Below are 17,230 nucleotides of genomic sequence, written 5' to 3' on the forward strand. Positions count from 1 at the left end.
GATGGCCTCCCGACACCGCGCCGGTACCGCACCACCGATCGCCAGGGCGCTGCTGATCGTGCTGCTCGCGGTAGCGGCGATCGGGCTGTGCAACGCGATCGGCATCGCCGAACCCACCACCCCGACCCCGGCACCGCCGACGCTGACCGCACCAACCCCGCGCGCCACCACGGCCCCGCCCGCGCCCGCGACCCCGCCGACCACGTTGGCCCCGCCCACTACCAGCGGGGTTCCGGCCCCGGTGACCCCGCAACCGCGCCAGCACAGCCCAGGCTCGGGTGTTCCGGTCACCGAGTCCGACTGCGGGGTCACCGATATCTCCGCGTGTGTCAACGACGCGATCGACGGGTTCCTGGCCCGACTGGTCGAGTCCGGGCTCAACCCAGTACTCAAGCTGCTGTCCACGCATCTGCTGACCACGCCCCGACCCGACCAATTGCCGCGCCTGGGGGAGTTGTGGTCCTCGTCGTGGGAGCTTGTCCTGGCCATGTACGGGCTCGTGGTCATGGCCGCGGGTGTGCTGCTCATGGTCCACGAAACCCTGCAAACCCGGTGGGGGTGGCGCGAGCTGCTCCCGAGGCTGATCGTCGGGTTCATCGCGGGCGCGATGAGCCTGCTGATAGCGACCACGGCGATCCGATTCGCCAACGCCCTGACCGTGGCGCTCCCGGGAGGGGGCATCGATCCCGATGCCACGCTCACGGCGTTCCGCTCGCTGACCCAAGTCGATGGCGGCGCAGCCACCGGTGTGTTCACCTACGTGCTGCTGCTGGCCCTGACCATTGTGCTCACGCTGCTACTGATCACCTGGGTGATCCGCCTGGTGATCACGGTCGTGCTCGTGGCCGCCGCCCCGCTGGCGATGATGTGCTACGCCCTGCCCGGCCTGGACGGGATCGCCCGCTGGTGGTGGCGCGCGTTCGGTGCGTGCCTGGCCATCCAGGTCGTGCAATCGCTGGTGCTGGTCGTGGGTTTGCGCGTGTTCCTGGACCAGAACTGGAGCTGGTTCGGCCCCACCCCCAACGGGATGATCTCGATCATCATCGCCAACGCGATGGCCGTGCTGCTGCTGAAAGTGCCGTTCTGGCTGCTCTCGGTCCTCAAGATCGGCAACCGAGGCTCGATGGTGTCCTCGGTGATCCGCGGGTTCCTCATGTACAAGACCATGGGCCTGCTCAAAGGCAGCGGCAAAACCGCCGCCACACCCCGCACACCCAAGGCCAAAGCCAAAGCCACTGGCGGGCCGGTCCCCAAACCCAAGCGCACACGCCGCCGAGCACCCGCCTCGGCCAACCCGTACGCGAAGGTCCGCGCCACCGGTAACGGCCAGCTGATGCTCCCGCTGTCCGGGGTACACCGCGTTCCGCCCGCGCCAGCACCCCAGCCCCGGATCCCGCACGCCGCCTCGATCCCGGCCGCCGCGCCCCAAGGCCAGCAACTGATGCTGCCACTGCCGCAATTCCACGGCGTCAACCTCGGCCCCACCCCGGTCCTGGGCAGGAATGGGCAATACCAGCTGCCGATTTCCGTGCAGCGGGTGCGCAAGCCCGCCGCGCCACCGACTCCACCGGTCCCCAAGCCGCTGCCCGGTACCCGGAGCCCGCAACCCAAACAGCTGGCCTTCACCTACAACGCCCCCACGCCCAAACCCACGCCGACGCCCGCACCCAAGGCACCGGATCCGTACGCCAAGGTCCGCCCGACCCGCAGCGGCCAGTACCCCCTGCCGATCACGGTGCCCCGCGTCCCCAAACCCACGCCACCCCGCACCGCGACCCCGCCGCCGCCTTCGCCTGCGCCGGGCGCGTCCGGGCGGCAGTTGCATCTGCCGCTTCCGAATCTGCCCGTACGCCGCCGTACTCGCCGTACCCCAGGAAAGGGTTCCAAATGAGCGTCTCCGCCCGCATCCCCGCCGATGTCGATCGCCGCGACAAACTGATCGGCCCATTCACCGCCCGCCAACTCGCCATCCTCGCGGTCACCGCACTCACCCTCTACGCCGGATGGCTGTTCACCCGCGCGCTGATCCCGCCCCCGGTATTCGTCGCCGCAGCGGTCCCAATCGGTGCGTTGATGACCGGCCTGGTCCTGACCAGCCGCGACGGCCTCTCCGGCGACCAACTCCTGGCCGCCGCAATACGGCACCGCCTACGCCCGCACCGCCTCGTCACCGCACCACACGGGCTCACCGCCGCCCCGCGCTGGCTCACCACACACGCCACCAACGCACCGAAAACCAGTGCGCAGCAGCCGATCACAGCCAGCACCGCGTATCTGCCGCAGCACATCAGCGCGGCCGGTGAGGTCGGTGTCATCGACCTCGGCACCGAGGGTGTGGCGGCGGTCGCGGTCGCGTCCACCATCAACCTGGCCCTGCGCACCCCCGACGAACAAGCGGCCCTGGTCGGGCAGCTCGGTGGCTGGCTGCACTCGCTACGGCAACCGGTGCAGATCCTGATCCGCTCCACCCGCCTGGACCTGACCGGCCGCATCACCACCCTGCAGAACGCCGCCGCCGAAATGTCCCCCGAGCTGGCAGAGGCCGCCGCCGACCACGCCCGCTTCCTGACCGAACTCGCGGTCACCGACGACCTGCTGCACCGACAAGTGCTCCTGGTATGGCGCGAACCCCACCACAGCGCCACTACCCCCGCTCTGGCAGGACCCTCCGTGCGCACGCTGGCCGCGACAGTGCTGCCCTCGCACCGCCGTACCGCACGCGAGATCTCCGCCGCCGCGCGCCGCGCCGCCGAGACCCGACTGCTGCGCCGCGTCACCGAGGCCACCGACCTGCTGGCCCCGCTCGGGATCACAGTCACCGCCCTGGACGACCTCCAAGCCACCGCAATCCTGACCTCGGCCACCAACCCCGGCAGCCTGGTCCCGCACTCGGCCGACATCGCCGCACCCGAAGCCGTCATCACCACCAGCACCACCGAATTCGTCGGCATTGACGAGAGTGCCGCGAGCGCCGACACCGAGCAGTCAACACCCGGCCCGGTCATTGCAGAGCGGAGCTCACGACGGAAGCTGTTGGGGCGCACACGATTCGGCACCGGGTCACGGTTCGCGCCGCAGTCGCTGCACGTGGGTGCGCGCCACGTCGAAGTCGGATCGGACTGGGTTGCGACTCTCGCGGTCACCGGGTACCCGCGCGAGGTCATCGGCGGGTGGCTCGCCCCGCTCCTGGCGCATCCCGGCCGTGTCGATTTGTCCTTGCATATCGATCCGATCGATCCGGTGACCGCCGCGAACCGGCTACGCCGCCAGCAAGCACGCCTGGAATCCTCCCAACGCCACAACGCCGCCCACGGGCTGCTGGCCGATGAGGTGCTCGACGTCGCCGCCGAAGACGCCGCCGACCTGTCCGCGCGCGTAGCCCGCGGCGAGGGCCGCCTGTTCCGGGTCGGGCTCTACCTGAGCGTGCACGCAGCCTCGGACACCGAACTCGCCGAAGAAGTCGCCGCGGTACGTGCCCTGGCCGCGAGCCTGCTTGTGGACACCAGCCACCTGACCTACCGCGCGGTGGCGGCATGGACCGCGACGCTGCCGCTGGGTTTGGATCCGGTGAAGGTGGGTCGCACCTTCGATACTGGTGCGCTCGCGGCGGCGTTCCCGTTCACCTCCCCGCAGTTGCCGGTCGCCGATCCGGTGACCGCGCATCGCCCGCAGGGCGTGCTCTATGGCCGCGACGCCGCGTCGGGTTTGGTGTTCTGGGATCGGTTCGCCGAGGACATCCATAACCACAACATGGTCGTGTTGGGCCGAAGTGGTTCGGGCAAAAGCTATTTCGTCAAATCCGAGATCCTGCGGTCGCTGATGCGCGGCATCGAGGCCATCGTCATCGACCCCGAGGACGAATACCGGCCCCTGGCCGGTGCCGTGGGTGGCACCTACCTGCAACTCGGAGCCCCCGGGGTACGCCTGAACCCGTTCGATCTCGAACTACACACCCGCCCGGACGGCCGCCGCAGCGCCCCCGCCGACGCACTCACTCGACGGAAACTGTTCCTGCACACCATGATCCGGGTCTTGATTGGCGAACAGTCCCCCGCGCAGCGGGCGGTCCTGGATACCGGGTTGATCGCCACCTACGCCGCCGCCGGGATCACCGAGGACCCCGCCACCTGGACCCGCCCCGCCCCCACCCTGACAGTGCTGGCCGAGCAGCTGCACGCGGGCGGCTCCAGCGTCGGTGTCGAGTTGGCCCAGGCGCTCTCGCCCTTCGTGAACGACGGCGCGTTCGCCGGGCTGATCGACGGGCAGACCACCACCACCCCCGAGGGCGCGTTCGTGGTGTTCTCCCTGCGCGAGCTGCCCGATGAACTGAAAACCCTCGGCACCGTGCTCGCACTGGACGCGACCTGGCGGCGCGTATCGAATCCGGGTGATCGACGCCCTCGCCTGGTCGTGGTGGACGAGGCATGGTGGCTGCTGAGCCAGCAAGCGGGCGGGGAGTTCCTGTTCCGGGCCGCCAAGAGCCTGCGCAAGCATTGGGCCGGGTTGACCGTGGCCACCCAGGACTGCGCCGACGTGCTCGCTACCGAGCTAGGCAAGGCGATCGTGGCCAACTCCGCCACCCAGGTCTTGTTACGCCAAGCCCCCCAAGCCATTGACGAGATCGCGGGCGCGTTCGCGCTGTCCGAGGGTGAGCGCGGGTTCCTACTCGCAGCCGATCGCGGCCAGGGCCTGCTCGCAGTGGGTACCGATCGCACCGTATTCGCCTCGCTGGCTTCGGATTTCGAGGACAGCCTGATCACCACCTCACCGCAATTCGCTATTGGTGAGGACCTCGACGATCTCGGCATCGACCTGCCCGACCAGGACAGCGGTCCCGTGCTCGACATCGCGGACAGCGAAAGCATCGGCACCGACGACGACAGCGATGTCTTTCTCGACCTGCCCGAGGCGGCGTGATGAGGCCCCCGCTACCCGAGGGCTCACGGGACTATCGAGTGGCGACCGGATTTCTCGGGATGTGCGAGCAATGCGGCAAAGCGGGTTTCGCGACCCGCAGGATCGCCCGCCAGTACGCGCGAGGCCGCTACCCCGGCACCGCGCTGCACGCCTACCGGTGCCGCCATTATCGCGAGAACTGCTGGCATGTAGGCCATCACGCGCCGGAAGTGGTGTCCGGCGAAGTTCCCGGTCACCTGTTCTACGGCCGGGACGGGATCGGGGTTCACCGGCACCGCTGCGGCACCCGCCGCCGCCCGCAAGGCAGGCCGTGATGTCCGCCCCTACCCCCATACCGCCGGTTCAGGAGCCGTCGCTCGAGCGGATCCAGGAGTTGGTGCTGGCCCCGCACCGACTCCTGGAACGCCTCACCGGCGCACTCACCGCGGCAGGCACCACCGCCGCGACCGTGCTGGCCTCCCTGGTGGCCGCGAGCCTGATCCTGGCGGTGCTCGTGCGCGCGGTGCGGCGCGCACGGCTGGCACGCGAGGCACGGCAGGTCGTCATCTTGTGCCCGCCGACCATGCAAGCCCATGCAGCGCAAGCGTTCTGGGCGCACCTGGTCGGCTTGCTGCGCCCGGGGTGGAAGCGGCGACTGTTCGGGCAACCGCACCTGAGTTTCGAGTACCGGGCCACCGGCCACGACGGCATCACCCTGGCCGTGTGGGTACCGGCCAGCGTGCCACCGGGATTGGTCGAACGCGCGGCGGCCTCGGCATGGCCGGGAGCACGCACCCGCACCCTCGAGCACACCGAGCCCCCGATTCCCGGCCCCACGAGCGGATCTCGGCAGGTGCTGGCTTCTGGTCGGCTGCGGTTGGGGCGTGCCGCCTCGTTTCCGATCCGCACCGACTACGACCACCTCGATATCGCCCGCGATATCCTCACCGCCGCTACCGATCTCGCCATCGGGGAGAGCGTGTGCGTACAGATCCTGGCGCGCCCGGTCACCGGAGCTCGGGTACGGCCCGTGCTCGCCGGGCGACCCGGCGGGCTACTCGCCGCGGGATGGCGGATCGTGTCGAGCGTGGCGGTCGAGGTCCTCGGCCTGCTCACCCCCGGCTCTTCCACACGCGCACCACGCACTCGCCAGCCCGTGCCGGTGGATCGCTTCTCCCGTATGCAGGACACCACCCGCACGCGTGCGGCGGTCACCAAAACCCGTGGCGGGCACTGGGAAACAGTGATCCGTTACGCCGCCGCCGTGGAGCTGTCCGCCGACGCCGACCGCGACCAGCACCGTCGCGCGCGGGCGATCGCGCGGGGCCGCGCGCACGCGGCGGCAGCGGTCTTCGCCTCCTGCACCGACCTGAACTTCTATCGCCGCCGCTACGTCTGGTGGCGACCTAACGCGGCATTGGCCGGGCGCTGGTTGGGGCGTGGGGATCTGCTCTCGGTGCCGGAGCTGGCGGGGATCGCGCATCTGCCCGGCGAGAGCGTGGTCGTGCCCGGCTTGCCCCGCGCGGGCGCACGCGCCCTGGCCCCCGACACCGCTATCCCCAGTGGTGGCCCGCACGCTAAACCGCTCGGGCTCGCCGATTCCGGGACCGGCCGACCGGTCGCTCTGACCGTGGCCGATGCCCGTCATCACACACATATCCTGGGCGCGACCGGTGTCGGTAAGTCCACCCTGCTCGCGCATTGGATTCTGGCCGATGCCGAGGCCGGGCGCGGGCAAGTGGTCATCGATCCCAAAGGCGATCTCGTCACCGACATCCTGGCCCGGCTACCGAAACGGCTGGCGGACAAGGTTGTTCTGTTCGACGCGGACGCCACCTCCCGCCCACCCTGTATCAACCCGCTCGACACCACCCCCGAGGGCCTGGACTTGGCGGTGGAGAACCTGGCCACGATCTTCTCCCGCATCTACGCCCGCTGGTGGGGACCACGCACCGACGATCTGCTGCGCGCGGGACTACGCACGTTGTGCGCGCGACCGGGCACGGTAACCCTGGTCGATCTCGCCCGCCTGCTGACCGGGGAAGCCAACCTCGACCGCATCACCCGCGATGTGGACGATCCGGTGCTGCGCGGGTTCTGGAACGCCTACGCCGAGCTATCCGACTCCGCCCGCGCCCAGGTCGTCGGACCACTGCTCAACAAACTCCGCACCGTCCTTTTGCGGCCATTCGTACGGGCGGCGATCGCGGCCGGCGAGTCCACCGTCGACCTCGCCGAAGTCCTCAACGACGGCGGTATCTGCCTGGCTCGCCTCCCCAAAGGTTCCCTCGGCGAGGACACCACCCGACTTATGGGATCACTGCTGGTGGCTCGTACCTGGCAAGCGGTCACCGCTCGCAGCATCACCCCCATCAACGAACGCGCCGACGCCAGCATGGTCCTGGACGAAGCCCAGAACTTTCTCAATCTGTCCACACCGGTGGAAGACATGCTCGCCGAGGCCCGCGGCCTGCGCCTGTCATTGACCCTCGCGCATCAGCACCTCGGGCAACTCTCGCGGGAGATGCGCGATGGGATCTCAGCCAATGCCCGCAACAAGGTGATCTTCTCTGCCTCGCCCGAAGACGCCCGCGATCTGGCTCGACACACCAGCCCGTGGCTGTCCGAGCACGACCTGACCCACCTCGACGTCCACCACGCCGCCGCCCGAATCCTGCTCGGAGGCCAGCAAGCACCCCCGTTTACCTTCACCACCCGACCTCTGCCAAATCCCGCCCCGGGCCGGGCCGCCGACATCCGCCGCACCGCGCGAACCCGCATCAGCACCCGGCCGGTTGCGCCCGAAGCTGCCGCCGCGACGGGTGAGAGTTCCGAAACCGATCCACGTCTGCGCTGACCGCGCACCCGCCCCGATTCTCTTGTGCCGCTGAGGCTTCCAATCGCCCGTAGGAGGCTGTGATGATTGCTCGCCCCACCCGCCAACATCAGTTGCGCGGCCTCGCCCCCACCTCCCCCGCGCTGGCGCGCCAGCACGCCCGGCTGGCGGTGTGCTTGACCGAGCGCGATCGTTGGATCCTGCGCATGTGCCACGAGCACCGCGTCCTGACCACCCACCAGCTCACCGCGCTCGGGTTCGGTACCGGCTCGGCCGCACGCCGACGCCTCAACTGTCTACGGCACCGAGGGGTACTCGACTACTTCCGGCCCCTGAAAGTGCACGGGTCCGCACCCGCGCACTGGGTCCTGGCACCCGCCGGAGCCGCCGTGCTGGCCGCCGAAGCCGCGATCGAGGTCCGCGACCTCGGCTACCGGGCCGACCGCGCCCTGGGTATCGCCCACAGCCTGCACCTGGCCCACACTCTCGGCATCAACGACTGGTTCACCGCCCTGGCCACCGGCCCCGATCCTGCGGAGAGGCTGCTGGCGTGGTGGTCGCAGTACCGCTGCGGTGCCCTGTGGGGTGATCTGGCCCGCCCTGACGGGTATGGCCGATTCGCCTCGGCGGCAACAACTCTGGATTTCTTCCTCGAGTTCGACTTGGGCAGCATGACCTTATCCACGGTCGCGGCCAAGCTCACCGGCTACGCCGAGTTGGCCCGCACCAGCGCGGTCATCACCCCGGTGCTGTTCTGGACACCCACCCTCGCCCGCGAGACCGCTCTACGGAAAGAGCTGCGCCAGAGCTGGAGCGGGCTCGCCGACCCCGACCTGGTGCCCGTCGCCACCGCTGCCGCCGAACTCGCCTCCGGCACCGCTGGAGCAAGCCCGGCCGAACGCCTCTGGCTGCCACTGGAAATCACCGGCGCGCAACGAATCACCCTCGCGCAGTTGGCTTCCACCTGGCCACGCCGCACGCCGGTACCCGCGAGCGTGCCGACCCCGCCGACGAGCCGCCACGCCATCCTGGCTCCGCCACCGCCGCGTCCGCCCGAGACGGGAGGTCGGTGATGTTCGGGCGTGCGCTCGCCGCGGGCGTCGGGAGCCTGATCTTCACCTCGGTCGTGATCGCCGCTGTTGTGTCCACTGTCGTTGTGTTCGATCACAAGCCCTCGCCGGGCGTGCTCGCGCCCGGATCGGGTGCGGCACCGAGCCCGGAAGCGGTCTCCGATATCCCGGCGAACATGCTGGTGCTCTACCAGCGGGCCGCGCCGGTGTGCCCTGGGCTGGACTGGTCGGTGCTCGCGGGTATCGGCAAAGTCGAGACCGACCACGGCCGGGTCGACATGGCCGGGGTCAGCTCGGGGGAGAACTTCGCCGGTGCCGGTGGGCCGATGCAGTTCCTGGCACCGACTTTCGACTCGGTATCCGCGCGTCACCCGCTCCCGCCCGGTGGTGCCACGCCGCCCTCGCGGTACAACCCCTCCGATGCGATCTACGCCGCCGCCTACTACCTGTGCGACTCGGGTGCGCCCGGCGATATGCACGCGGCGATCTTCGCCTACAACCACGCCGACTGGTACGTCAACCAAGTCCTGGACCAAGCCGCTCGCTACCGCAGCCAAACCCCCAGCGGCACAGGAGATTGCGGCACGATCACCGGCAGCGATCCCGCCTCGGTGGTGCTCGCGTTCGCGTGCGCGCAGCTCGGGCAACCCTATGTGTGGGGCGGCGACGGCCCCGAGGCCAGCGGCGGCTGGGACTGTTCCGGGCTGACCAAGGCCGCCTACGCGCGCGCCGCGATCGCCCTGCCTCGCACCGCCGCCGACCAATATCATGCCGGACCGGCGATACCCGAAAGCGCTTTGCGTCCAGGTGATCTCGTGTTCTACGGCACCGACACCAATATTCATCACGTCGGGCTCTACCTCGGAGCCGGGAAGATCGTCAACGCGCCGACCTTCGGCATCCCGGTCCAGGTCCAGGATCTGCATTACCCCGGCGACGACTATTACGGCGCGACCTCGCCCCTGAGCGCGCCTGCCGCTGCCGCGAATTCGGCTCAGTGACAACGCAATTCCCCTGATCTCGTGCGCGAAAGGCTGGGCCGATGGCGAAAAAGCCCCCCAAGACCGTGTACGCGCTCGCGGACTGCAGCTACCTGCCGCCCGGAGCCAAAATGTTCGAACCCTGCATCGACGAGGTCGAGATCCCGTTGGCTACCGTCGAGCGTTGTACCCACGAGGGCACGATGTGCCCGGACTGCGCCTGGCAATGGCAACTCGATCACCTGTTCTGCGACCCCCTGCCCTGGGAACAGGACCGCTAACCCAGGCGGCCCCGCCACGCACACCACGGGTACGTAAATGCTTGTCCACGAGCAGAATTCGACAGTGATGTCGATTTCCCTGCCGGGTGTCGCGGGCAGTGGCCCGCGAATTCGGGCAATTGCACAAGACATCCTTCTTGTTTGGCGATTCCGCTTGACATCGTGGCGGGTACGGAGCGTCCATGTAGGGGGAACCCCGCACACATCGGTAGCGCAACCAGCGGGCGACCGTCCCGGCCGGGACATGACCACATCCATTGCACGGCTTCGACATTCACGAAGGGGACCTGTCATGTCCACACCCACCACCCCCGCCGATACCCGCACCGACCAGCAGGACGCGCTGTGGCAGGCGTTGGCCGCCGCGCCCGGTGCCAGCGCCAACGAACTGGGCGAGGCGGCATCGGTGCCCAAACCCGCCACCCGCAAAATCCTCAACCAATGGGCCGCAGAGGGTCTGATCGTGCGCGCCAACAACGGTGACGACCGCAACGGATTCCGCTGGCGCATCGCCGAGCAGCGCCCCGCCACCCACACCAGCTCCACCACAACCGAACCCGACCCCCAGCCCGCCACCGCCGAACCGGCCCTGGCCGACCCCGCGCCCACCGACGATCCCGCACCCGATGCGCCCGGCCACACGCAGGCCGCTGACCTGCAGCCCGCCACCGCCAGCCCCGCGCCCGCCTCCCCGACCTCGGAAGCCACCCAGGACACCGCACCCGCAGGCGACACCGAAGCCGCAGCGGGCGAGGGTGATTCGACGCCGGAGACGACGGCCCCGGCGGAGGGGGTGTGCCCGACCTGCGGGCAGCCGCCCAAGCGCCAACCGCGCGAGTCCCAGGCCGGGGTGCTGCGCGGCATGGTCGAGGACTTCCTGCGCGAGCACCCGGGCGAGGAGTTCACCCCGGGTCAGATCGCGAAAGCGTTGGGCGGCAAGTCTTCCGGCGCGGTGTACAACGCCTGCTTCGTGCTGGTCGGCAAGTTCGTGGCCGAATACACCTGCGAGCGGCCCAACAAGTTCCGCCTGCACCCCGACCAGGCCACCCAGCAAGCCCAGGAAGCGGAACCGGGAACACCCGCCTGACCTCGACAGCGCCTCGGCCGGTACGCGATCCCCGCGTACCGGCCCTTGTCGCGTCCACACCCCGCCCCAACCGCTGACGGTCTCGACCAAGCGGGGCAACGATTTTCGGAATCGGGCGGGATTTTCGGGCTCGAGGCTGCCAGTACCGGGTGCACGGCGATCACCTGCCGCGCACCCGTCCAGCGCCTCCGAAAGGCCCACCCATGAACCGCTCCCACCACCCCTCCCCTATCCCCGCCACCGATTCCCCCCACCCCACCGGCACCCTGTCCCGGGTGACCGCCGCCGTCGCCGCTACGGCGATCGTGGCCGCTGCCACGGCCACCGTGATCGGGTCGGGTACCGCCGCCGCCACCCCGGGCGGGTGCGCGCAGGTGACCGCGATCCTGGTGCCCGGCACCGGCGAAACCACCACCACCGCCAACCCCGCCCAACCGGTCGGGCTCCTGGCCACGCTGGGCAACGGCCTCACCGCCCGCTACGGCGGCGACATCGACGTGCGGTATCTGCCCTACCCCGCCGCGCCCGCGCCGTATGCCAGCTCGCAATCCGCGGGCGTGCAGAATCTATCGGGGATGCTGTCCGGACTGTGCTCGGGCACGCAGGTGGTGCTTGCGGGTTACTCCCAAGGCGCCGATGTCGCCGGTGATGTCGCCTCCGCGATTGGCACCGGCTCGGACAGTATCGCGGCCTCGCAGGTGGCGGCCGTGGCGTTGATTGCCGACCCTCACCGCGACCCCGCCACCGTCCAGTTGGGCGGTGACACCGGCGGGCAAGGCGTGACCGGCCCGCGCGCTGGCGGGTTCGGATCGCTCGCCGAGCGGGTGCGCACCGTGTGCGCGGCGGGTGACTTGTATTGCGCGACCTCGCCGCAGAACTCACCGGCCTGGACCGCGTTGGGGAAGGCGTTCACCGGCGAGGGCACCGATTCCTCGCCCGCGGCGAGCACGACCGGCGAGGATGGCCTGGATGCGTCGACCCTGACTCGCCAGGTCGTGCTCGTCGCGTCCGGGCTCGCCGAGTTCGCCTCCGGTGTGCCGAGCTTGCTCGGTGACCTCGCCGCGCTGCCGGGCGCGGTCGTGACGGGCAATATCGCCGAGGCACATCGGCTTTCGGGTGAGATCAACACCAGCTTCAGCCCGCTGGTGAACTTGGCCGATGAAGCCGACCTAGGTCTGGTCGCTCGCGCGCTGGAGCTGGCCTCCCCGATGGATACCTCGGGCGTCACGGCGATCGCGGCACAGATTGTGCGCATCTTGGCACACACCGACCTGCACCGGGTCGCCGCCGATATCGGCACAGCCCAGGAGATCGCGTGGCGAGCCACTGACAAGCTCGCTGCGGGCGATGTGCTCGGCGCGGGCATCGACCTCGTGGGCATGGTGCCCGTCGCGGCCGATCTCGCCGCTACCGCCGTCCAGGCGCTCACCGGCACGAGCGGCTCGGGGTCGTCGCTGGCGGGAGCGTTGACCGATAACCCCGGCACCGGCGGCGCGCTCTCGGATCTGGCGCGCCAAGGCAATGACGCTGCCGCGTTCTACCTCTCCGGGGTCCACCAGAGCGGCTACGACTCCACCCTGCCCGCCGTGCTGGACTGGATCGGCACCCAGATCGACCACGCCCGCGCCCGGTAGCAGTCAACCCCGGCAGGGCCGCCGCCTGTAACAGTGCGGTGCGCCCCGGCGGGGGCGCGGTGAACAAAGAGCGTTGTGGGGGAACAAGACTCGGGTCTTGTTCCCCCACAACGCTCTTTGTCGAACGGGCTCTATCGGTGGGTGTCAGTGGTCGGTGTTCTGTGGGGGGTAGCGCCATAAGCAGCCCGCCCCGTCCGGGGTGGGGTATAGCATCACCGGCCCGGATCGCACCGGCGCGGAGTCGCCGTCGTAGGCCACCAGCAACGCCGCCACGTCCTTGCCGTTGCAGCGGGTGATCAACCGGCACGCCCCGGCGCGAGGCTGGGGCTCAGCGCACCGGCACCGCGCGAGCGAGAAGGTACACCGCGCGCAGGTGCGGCGGCATTCCCCGGCCGGGTGGTGGCAGGTGAACTCGAACCGCAACCCGCGCCGTGAGGCGACGGTCACCTCGACCGTGTGCCGGTACGGCACGATGATCTGCTCGAACGTATCGGCGGTGAACACCGCGCCACCGGCGAGGCTGACCGACACCGCCTCGACATAGCCGTGTGTGTCGGTGAATTCGGTGATCGCCTCGATGCGGTCTTCGCCGAACATGTCCCCGACCTTCAACTCGTCGACAACGACAAGCTCTCCGATTCCATAGCGCCTCATCAACGCACACCTTTCTCATTCGCCGAAAATGGGGGGCGGCCTCGCGCGCGGTTATGAGGTCAGGGCCGCGTTGGCGGCGGCGGAGGGGTTGTCGAAGACTCGTCCGTCGCTGAGCATGAGCCCGCCGGTGTCGGTGACGACCGCCGTGGTGGCGGTGTCCTCGTCCATGACGAGAGTCGCTCCTACGGTGAGCATCCCGGCGGCCAGCAGATCAGCGACGGTGACCCGGTCCACCCGCGCGAACGCGAACGGGTCCGCGAAGTCGTAGTCCAGTTGCCAGCCCGGCGCGCACTCGGTGCAGATGGTTTCGCCGTTGTGGTGGTTACAGTCCGGCGGCTCGACGACCTCGAACGCGACGTGGCGCTCGCGCACGACCCGTTGCCCGGTCAGCAGATGGGTATAGGACTCGTCGAGGCGCGCGGTCACGTAGTGATGCATGGTTACTTCTCCTTACGGGAATGATCGAACGAAACGGAACAGATGAACGGCCGTGCCGAGCCGGGGTCAGGCGTACGGGTTCGGGCCGAAGGTGTCGGTCCAGCAGCTCGGGCAGGTGCGGCTTTTGATGAACTCGCGGTCAGGTCCCGACAGGTGCGCGAAAGCCTCCTGCATAGGCATGCGCCGCTGTGACCAGGCGGTGAATCGGGCGCGGCTGACCCAGAAGCTCCCGGTGCGCCCGCAGGTGTCGCAGGTGACTTCGAGGGGCAGGTCCAACGGCGGGTCGCTGTCCAGGCGCTTCCAGTGGGCGGGTAGCTCGGGCATGACAGGCTCCTTCGGGGTGTGGTGAGCGGGCGATCTAGCGGGGCAGGGCGGCGGCCAGGGGCCAGGGAGCGGTGTTGATGCACACGGTGACGTCGGTGTCGGGGTGGCGTTTGCGCATGATGCGCACGGCCCCGGCGGCGTAGAGGGCAAGATCGGGATGGGTGACCCGACACAGGATCGGGGCTTGGGTTCCGGCGGGGGTACCACTCAGGTGCGCCACGGTGTACACCGTGCCCAGGGTGTTGGGGTTCGGGGCGTAGATGACGAACGTGTCGCCGGTGGTGAAGTTCTTGGCCAGGTAGAGCACGGGCAGCGACGCCACCCCAGGCACGGCCGGTACAGCATCGGAGCTAGCGGGATAGGGCATCATTGCTGTTGTCTCCCAAGGGTTTCGATGGATGGATGGCCCCGCCCCCGGATGGGGGCGGGGCCGGGGTGTCAGGCGGTGCGGACGGCGGCGATAGCGGTGCGCGCGATCGCGGCGGCGGTGTCTGCGGGATCGGTCAGGGGGTGCACGGTCGCCCCGCGCATCGGGGTGGACCCCTCGGGGGCCAGCCACAACACCGCGCACCCGCTCGCGCGCAATCGGTCGAGTTTGGTTTGCGCGGCGGCGCGCGGTTCATCGCGGAAGTAGCCGTCGGAGATGATCACCAGCAGCCTCGTGTTCTCCGGCCGGGACAACCCCAACGCGCCGTCGAGGGCGTCGATGGCGACATCGATGGCCTCATAGAGTGCGGTGGCCCCGAAGTCGGTGACCTGTTTGGGCGCGGTGCCAGGGAAGGTGATCGGCAGCACCGCACGCCCGAAGGTCAGCGCGGCGGTGTCGGCGGGCATGGTCGCCAGGTGCGCGGCGGTCGCGATGATCCACGCGGCCGAGGCCACCTCGGCGGTGTACTCGTCCATCGAGCCCGAGACATCGCATGCGATGCCGACCCGCAGCGGCGGGACCGGGACGGGTTTGCGGGTGGTGCGGGTGAACGGTTCGGCGGTAGGGATGGCCCCGGCCGCGCGCTGGGCATCGCGGGCCATGGCCCCGCGCATCCGCAACCGGCCCGGCGGCAGCGCCGAGGTGGTTGTGGTGACCGCGCGTTCGCGCTGGCTCGCGGTGGTGAACGCGCGCGCCAGCACACGCGCGGCGCTGCGTTCGCCCTCACGCGGCGCGCGCACTGTCCGCCCGGTGCGGGGGCCGGTACCAGGCCGTTTGGCGAAGATGTCTTTTGCGGTGGTCTCAGCGCGGTCAACGGCGCGGGCCTCCTCACGCGCGGCGCGCTCGGCCCCCTGCGCGGGGTCGACCGGGAACCGATATGCGGCAACACTCTTGGCGATATCGGAGAGGGTTCCGGTGATCGCGGTACCCAGCGGCGAGCCCGGGTAGGGGGCGGCGTGCGGGTCGGGACCGATCAGCGCGAACCAGCGCCGCCCGAGTTCGAGCATGCCGTAGGTGTTGGTGTCCGAAAGCCGGTGCGCAATGCGCCACAAGCTCCGCAACTGCCGCAGCACATCGCGCCCGAGAATCGCCTCGATCGCCGCAGCGGCGGGCGCGGTTTCGGTGGCATCCAGGACCCCGGCGTCCACGCGCGCGAGCATGAGCGCGGCGGTGTGAGCGGCGGCGTGACGGGTGGGGGCCAGCGCGGCGGCGGTGTCTTCACCGCCGGTGTCGGCGAAGACGAGTTCGCGGGTGCTCGCGCGCAACCAATGCCGGTCCCCGGGGCGGCGGCGCAATTGGGCGGCTTCGATGCGGGACTCCTCCAACAGCGTTGCCGCCGCCATGATCTCGGGGTCGGCGGGGGTGGTGCGGTCCCATCGGGTGTGTGCGGCGTGCGCGCATTCGTGCACCAGCGCGCCCCAGGTCGGGGCGTAGCGGCGGCGGTCGGCGTAGCGCCACGGGCGGGCGGTGGCGGGGGCGATACCCAGGTGCGCGCCCTCGATCGCGATCGTCGCCAGCGAGGGCACGAACATGGCGAGGTTGCCCCCGGCCGCGCCGGGCGCGATCACGACGGTCAGGTCGTCGCGGTCGGCGATCGCGGGGGTTTCGGCGGTCATCGCGCCCGACAGGGCCTCCCACCCCGAACGGGCGGGCGGGCGCGGGGCCGGGGCGGTGGGGGCGGTGATCACGTGCGCGGTAGTCATGGCAGCGAATTCCCTTCGGGGCGTGCGGAACAGGGTTCGGATGGTTCCGGTGCCCCCGGCCGGGCCGGGGCACCGGCGGGCGGTCAGACGGTGATGCGGGCACCCAGCGCCAGGGGCTTGTATGCGGTGCCGAATTCGGTTTTCACCACGTCCGCGACGATGGCGCGGTCCTCTTCGGGGGCGGTGCCGATCAGGTTCGCCGCAGCGGTCGCGAGATCGGTCGCGGCGGCGATCTTGGCGAATGCCAACAACTCTCGCAGTTGCGGAGCCCACCCGATTTCGCCCTTAGCTACGCGCACGGCCAGGGTGCGGGCGGTGCGCACCGCGCGCGGTTCGACCCCGAGACCGGTGGCGAGGTCATAGTCCGATGACACTTCCACCTGAAAGGCGAACCGCGACGACAACGCATCAGACAAGATCGCGCCGTGCACGCCGGGGTTGTGCCCGGCGACCACGAAGAATCCGGGCTCGGCTTTCACGATTTCGCCTTTGTGCGCTTTGATCACGACTTCCCGGCGTCCGTCCATCGCGGGATACACCACCGCCAGCACCGACGGCGGAATCAGGGTGGCGTCATCGATGAACAGCACCGACCCCGCACGCATGGCACGGATCAGCGGGCCGTGCACGAATTCGTAACGACCATCAGGGGTTTGGGTGTACTCCCCCACGAAATCGGCGACCGTGGTGTCCGAATCACCTTGCACGGTCAAAAGATCGGGGTAGGCGGCCTCGATCAGCGACGTCTTGCCCGTCCCGGGCGGGCCGTACAACAACACCGGCACCCCGTTGGTACGCATGCGAGCCAGCACTTCCACATCGGGCAACCCGGCCAGGGTGCGCGGGTGGTAGGTCTGCCCGTTCGGGCGCACCACCGGCCCCGCCGGGGCGGCGGTCGCC

General features: G+C 69.8%; 15 protein-coding genes. 9 read left to right on the forward strand and 6 right to left on the reverse strand.

The window, feature by feature from the left end:
* The first annotated feature begins 1 nt into the window (after position 1).
* The 9 genes from NA10_RS29840 (at position 2) to NA10_RS29880 (ending at position 12,784) form a co-directional block, all read left to right on the forward strand.
* On the forward strand, positions 2-1,891 hold the full coding sequence (locus NA10_RS29840; protein ID WP_067573888.1) for a TrbL/VirB6 family protein: 1,890 nt from the start codon (positions 2-4) through the stop codon (positions 1,889-1,891).
* Complete coding sequence (locus tag NA10_RS38320) at positions 1,888-4,917, forward strand: PrgI family protein (RefSeq protein WP_067573891.1); 3,030 nt, start codon at positions 1,888-1,890, stop codon at positions 4,915-4,917. The genes NA10_RS29840 and NA10_RS38320 overlap by 4 nt, the downstream gene beginning before the upstream one ends.
* Positions 4,918-4,955: 38 nt before the next feature.
* Positions 4,956-5,231 (forward strand): hypothetical protein, encoded by a 276-nt coding sequence (locus tag NA10_RS29850; RefSeq protein WP_157556834.1) that lies wholly within the window; start codon positions 4,956-4,958, stop codon positions 5,229-5,231.
* Entirely contained in the window at positions 5,231-7,753 is a 2,523-nt protein-coding gene (locus NA10_RS29855) for a type IV secretory system conjugative DNA transfer family protein (protein WP_067573895.1), read from the forward strand. The genes NA10_RS29850 and NA10_RS29855 overlap by 1 nt, the downstream gene beginning before the upstream one ends.
* 62 nt (positions 7,754-7,815) lie before the next feature.
* Entirely contained in the window at positions 7,816-8,805 is a 990-nt protein-coding gene (locus NA10_RS29860; RefSeq protein WP_067573897.1) for a replication-relaxation family protein, read from the forward strand.
* On the forward strand, positions 8,805-9,803 hold the full coding sequence (locus NA10_RS29865; RefSeq protein WP_067573899.1) for a C40 family peptidase: 999 nt from the start codon (positions 8,805-8,807) through the stop codon (positions 9,801-9,803). The genes NA10_RS29860 and NA10_RS29865 overlap by 1 nt, the downstream gene beginning before the upstream one ends.
* Before the next feature lie 41 nt (positions 9,804-9,844).
* The gene (locus tag NA10_RS29870) at positions 9,845-10,063 is read left to right on the forward strand and encodes a hypothetical protein (RefSeq protein ID WP_067573900.1); all 219 of its coding nucleotides are present in this window, start codon (positions 9,845-9,847) and stop codon (positions 10,061-10,063) included.
* A gap of 292 nt (positions 10,064-10,355) precedes the next feature.
* Entirely contained in the window at positions 10,356-11,150 is a 795-nt protein-coding gene (locus NA10_RS29875) for a hypothetical protein (protein ID WP_067573902.1), read from the forward strand.
* Between the two features lie 203 nt (positions 11,151-11,353).
* Positions 11,354-12,784, forward strand: a complete 1,431-nt coding sequence (locus NA10_RS29880) for a cutinase family protein (RefSeq protein WP_084515452.1) — start codon at positions 11,354-11,356, stop codon at positions 12,782-12,784.
* Between the two features lie 144 nt (positions 12,785-12,928).
* Here NA10_RS29880 and NA10_RS29885 read toward each other — a convergent pair whose 3' ends face one another.
* The 6 genes from NA10_RS29885 to NA10_RS29910 all read right to left on the reverse strand — a co-directional run.
* On the reverse strand, positions 12,929-13,438 hold the full coding sequence (locus NA10_RS29885) for a hypothetical protein (RefSeq protein WP_157556835.1): 510 nt from the start codon (positions 13,436-13,438) through the stop codon (positions 12,929-12,931).
* Positions 13,439-13,489: 51 nt separating this feature from the next.
* Positions 13,490-13,876 (reverse strand): restriction system modified-DNA reader domain-containing protein, encoded by a 387-nt coding sequence (locus NA10_RS29890; protein WP_067573905.1) that lies wholly within the window; start codon positions 13,874-13,876, stop codon positions 13,490-13,492.
* Positions 13,877-13,942: 66 nt separating this feature from the next.
* The gene (locus tag NA10_RS37225) at positions 13,943-14,200 is read right to left on the reverse strand and encodes a hypothetical protein (RefSeq protein WP_157556836.1); all 258 of its coding nucleotides are present in this window, start codon (positions 14,198-14,200) and stop codon (positions 13,943-13,945) included.
* 34 nt (positions 14,201-14,234) lie between these two features.
* The gene (locus NA10_RS29900) at positions 14,235-14,531 is read right to left on the reverse strand and encodes a hypothetical protein (protein ID WP_157556837.1); all 297 of its coding nucleotides are present in this window, start codon (positions 14,529-14,531) and stop codon (positions 14,235-14,237) included.
* Positions 14,532-14,638: 107 nt separating this feature from the next.
* Entirely contained in the window at positions 14,639-16,330 is a 1,692-nt protein-coding gene (locus NA10_RS29905) for a vWA domain-containing protein (protein WP_067573908.1), read from the reverse strand.
* Between the two features lie 83 nt (positions 16,331-16,413).
* Positions 16,414-17,230 (reverse strand): AAA family ATPase (locus tag NA10_RS29910; RefSeq protein ID WP_067573922.1); only part of this gene is annotated, 817 nt, incomplete at its 5' end.

Origin of the sequence: Nocardia acidivorans NBRC 108247 (assembly GCF_001625085.1) — a bacterium.
In the GTDB taxonomy this organism is placed as follows: domain Bacteria; phylum Actinomycetota; class Actinomycetes; order Mycobacteriales; family Mycobacteriaceae; genus Nocardia; species Nocardia acidivorans.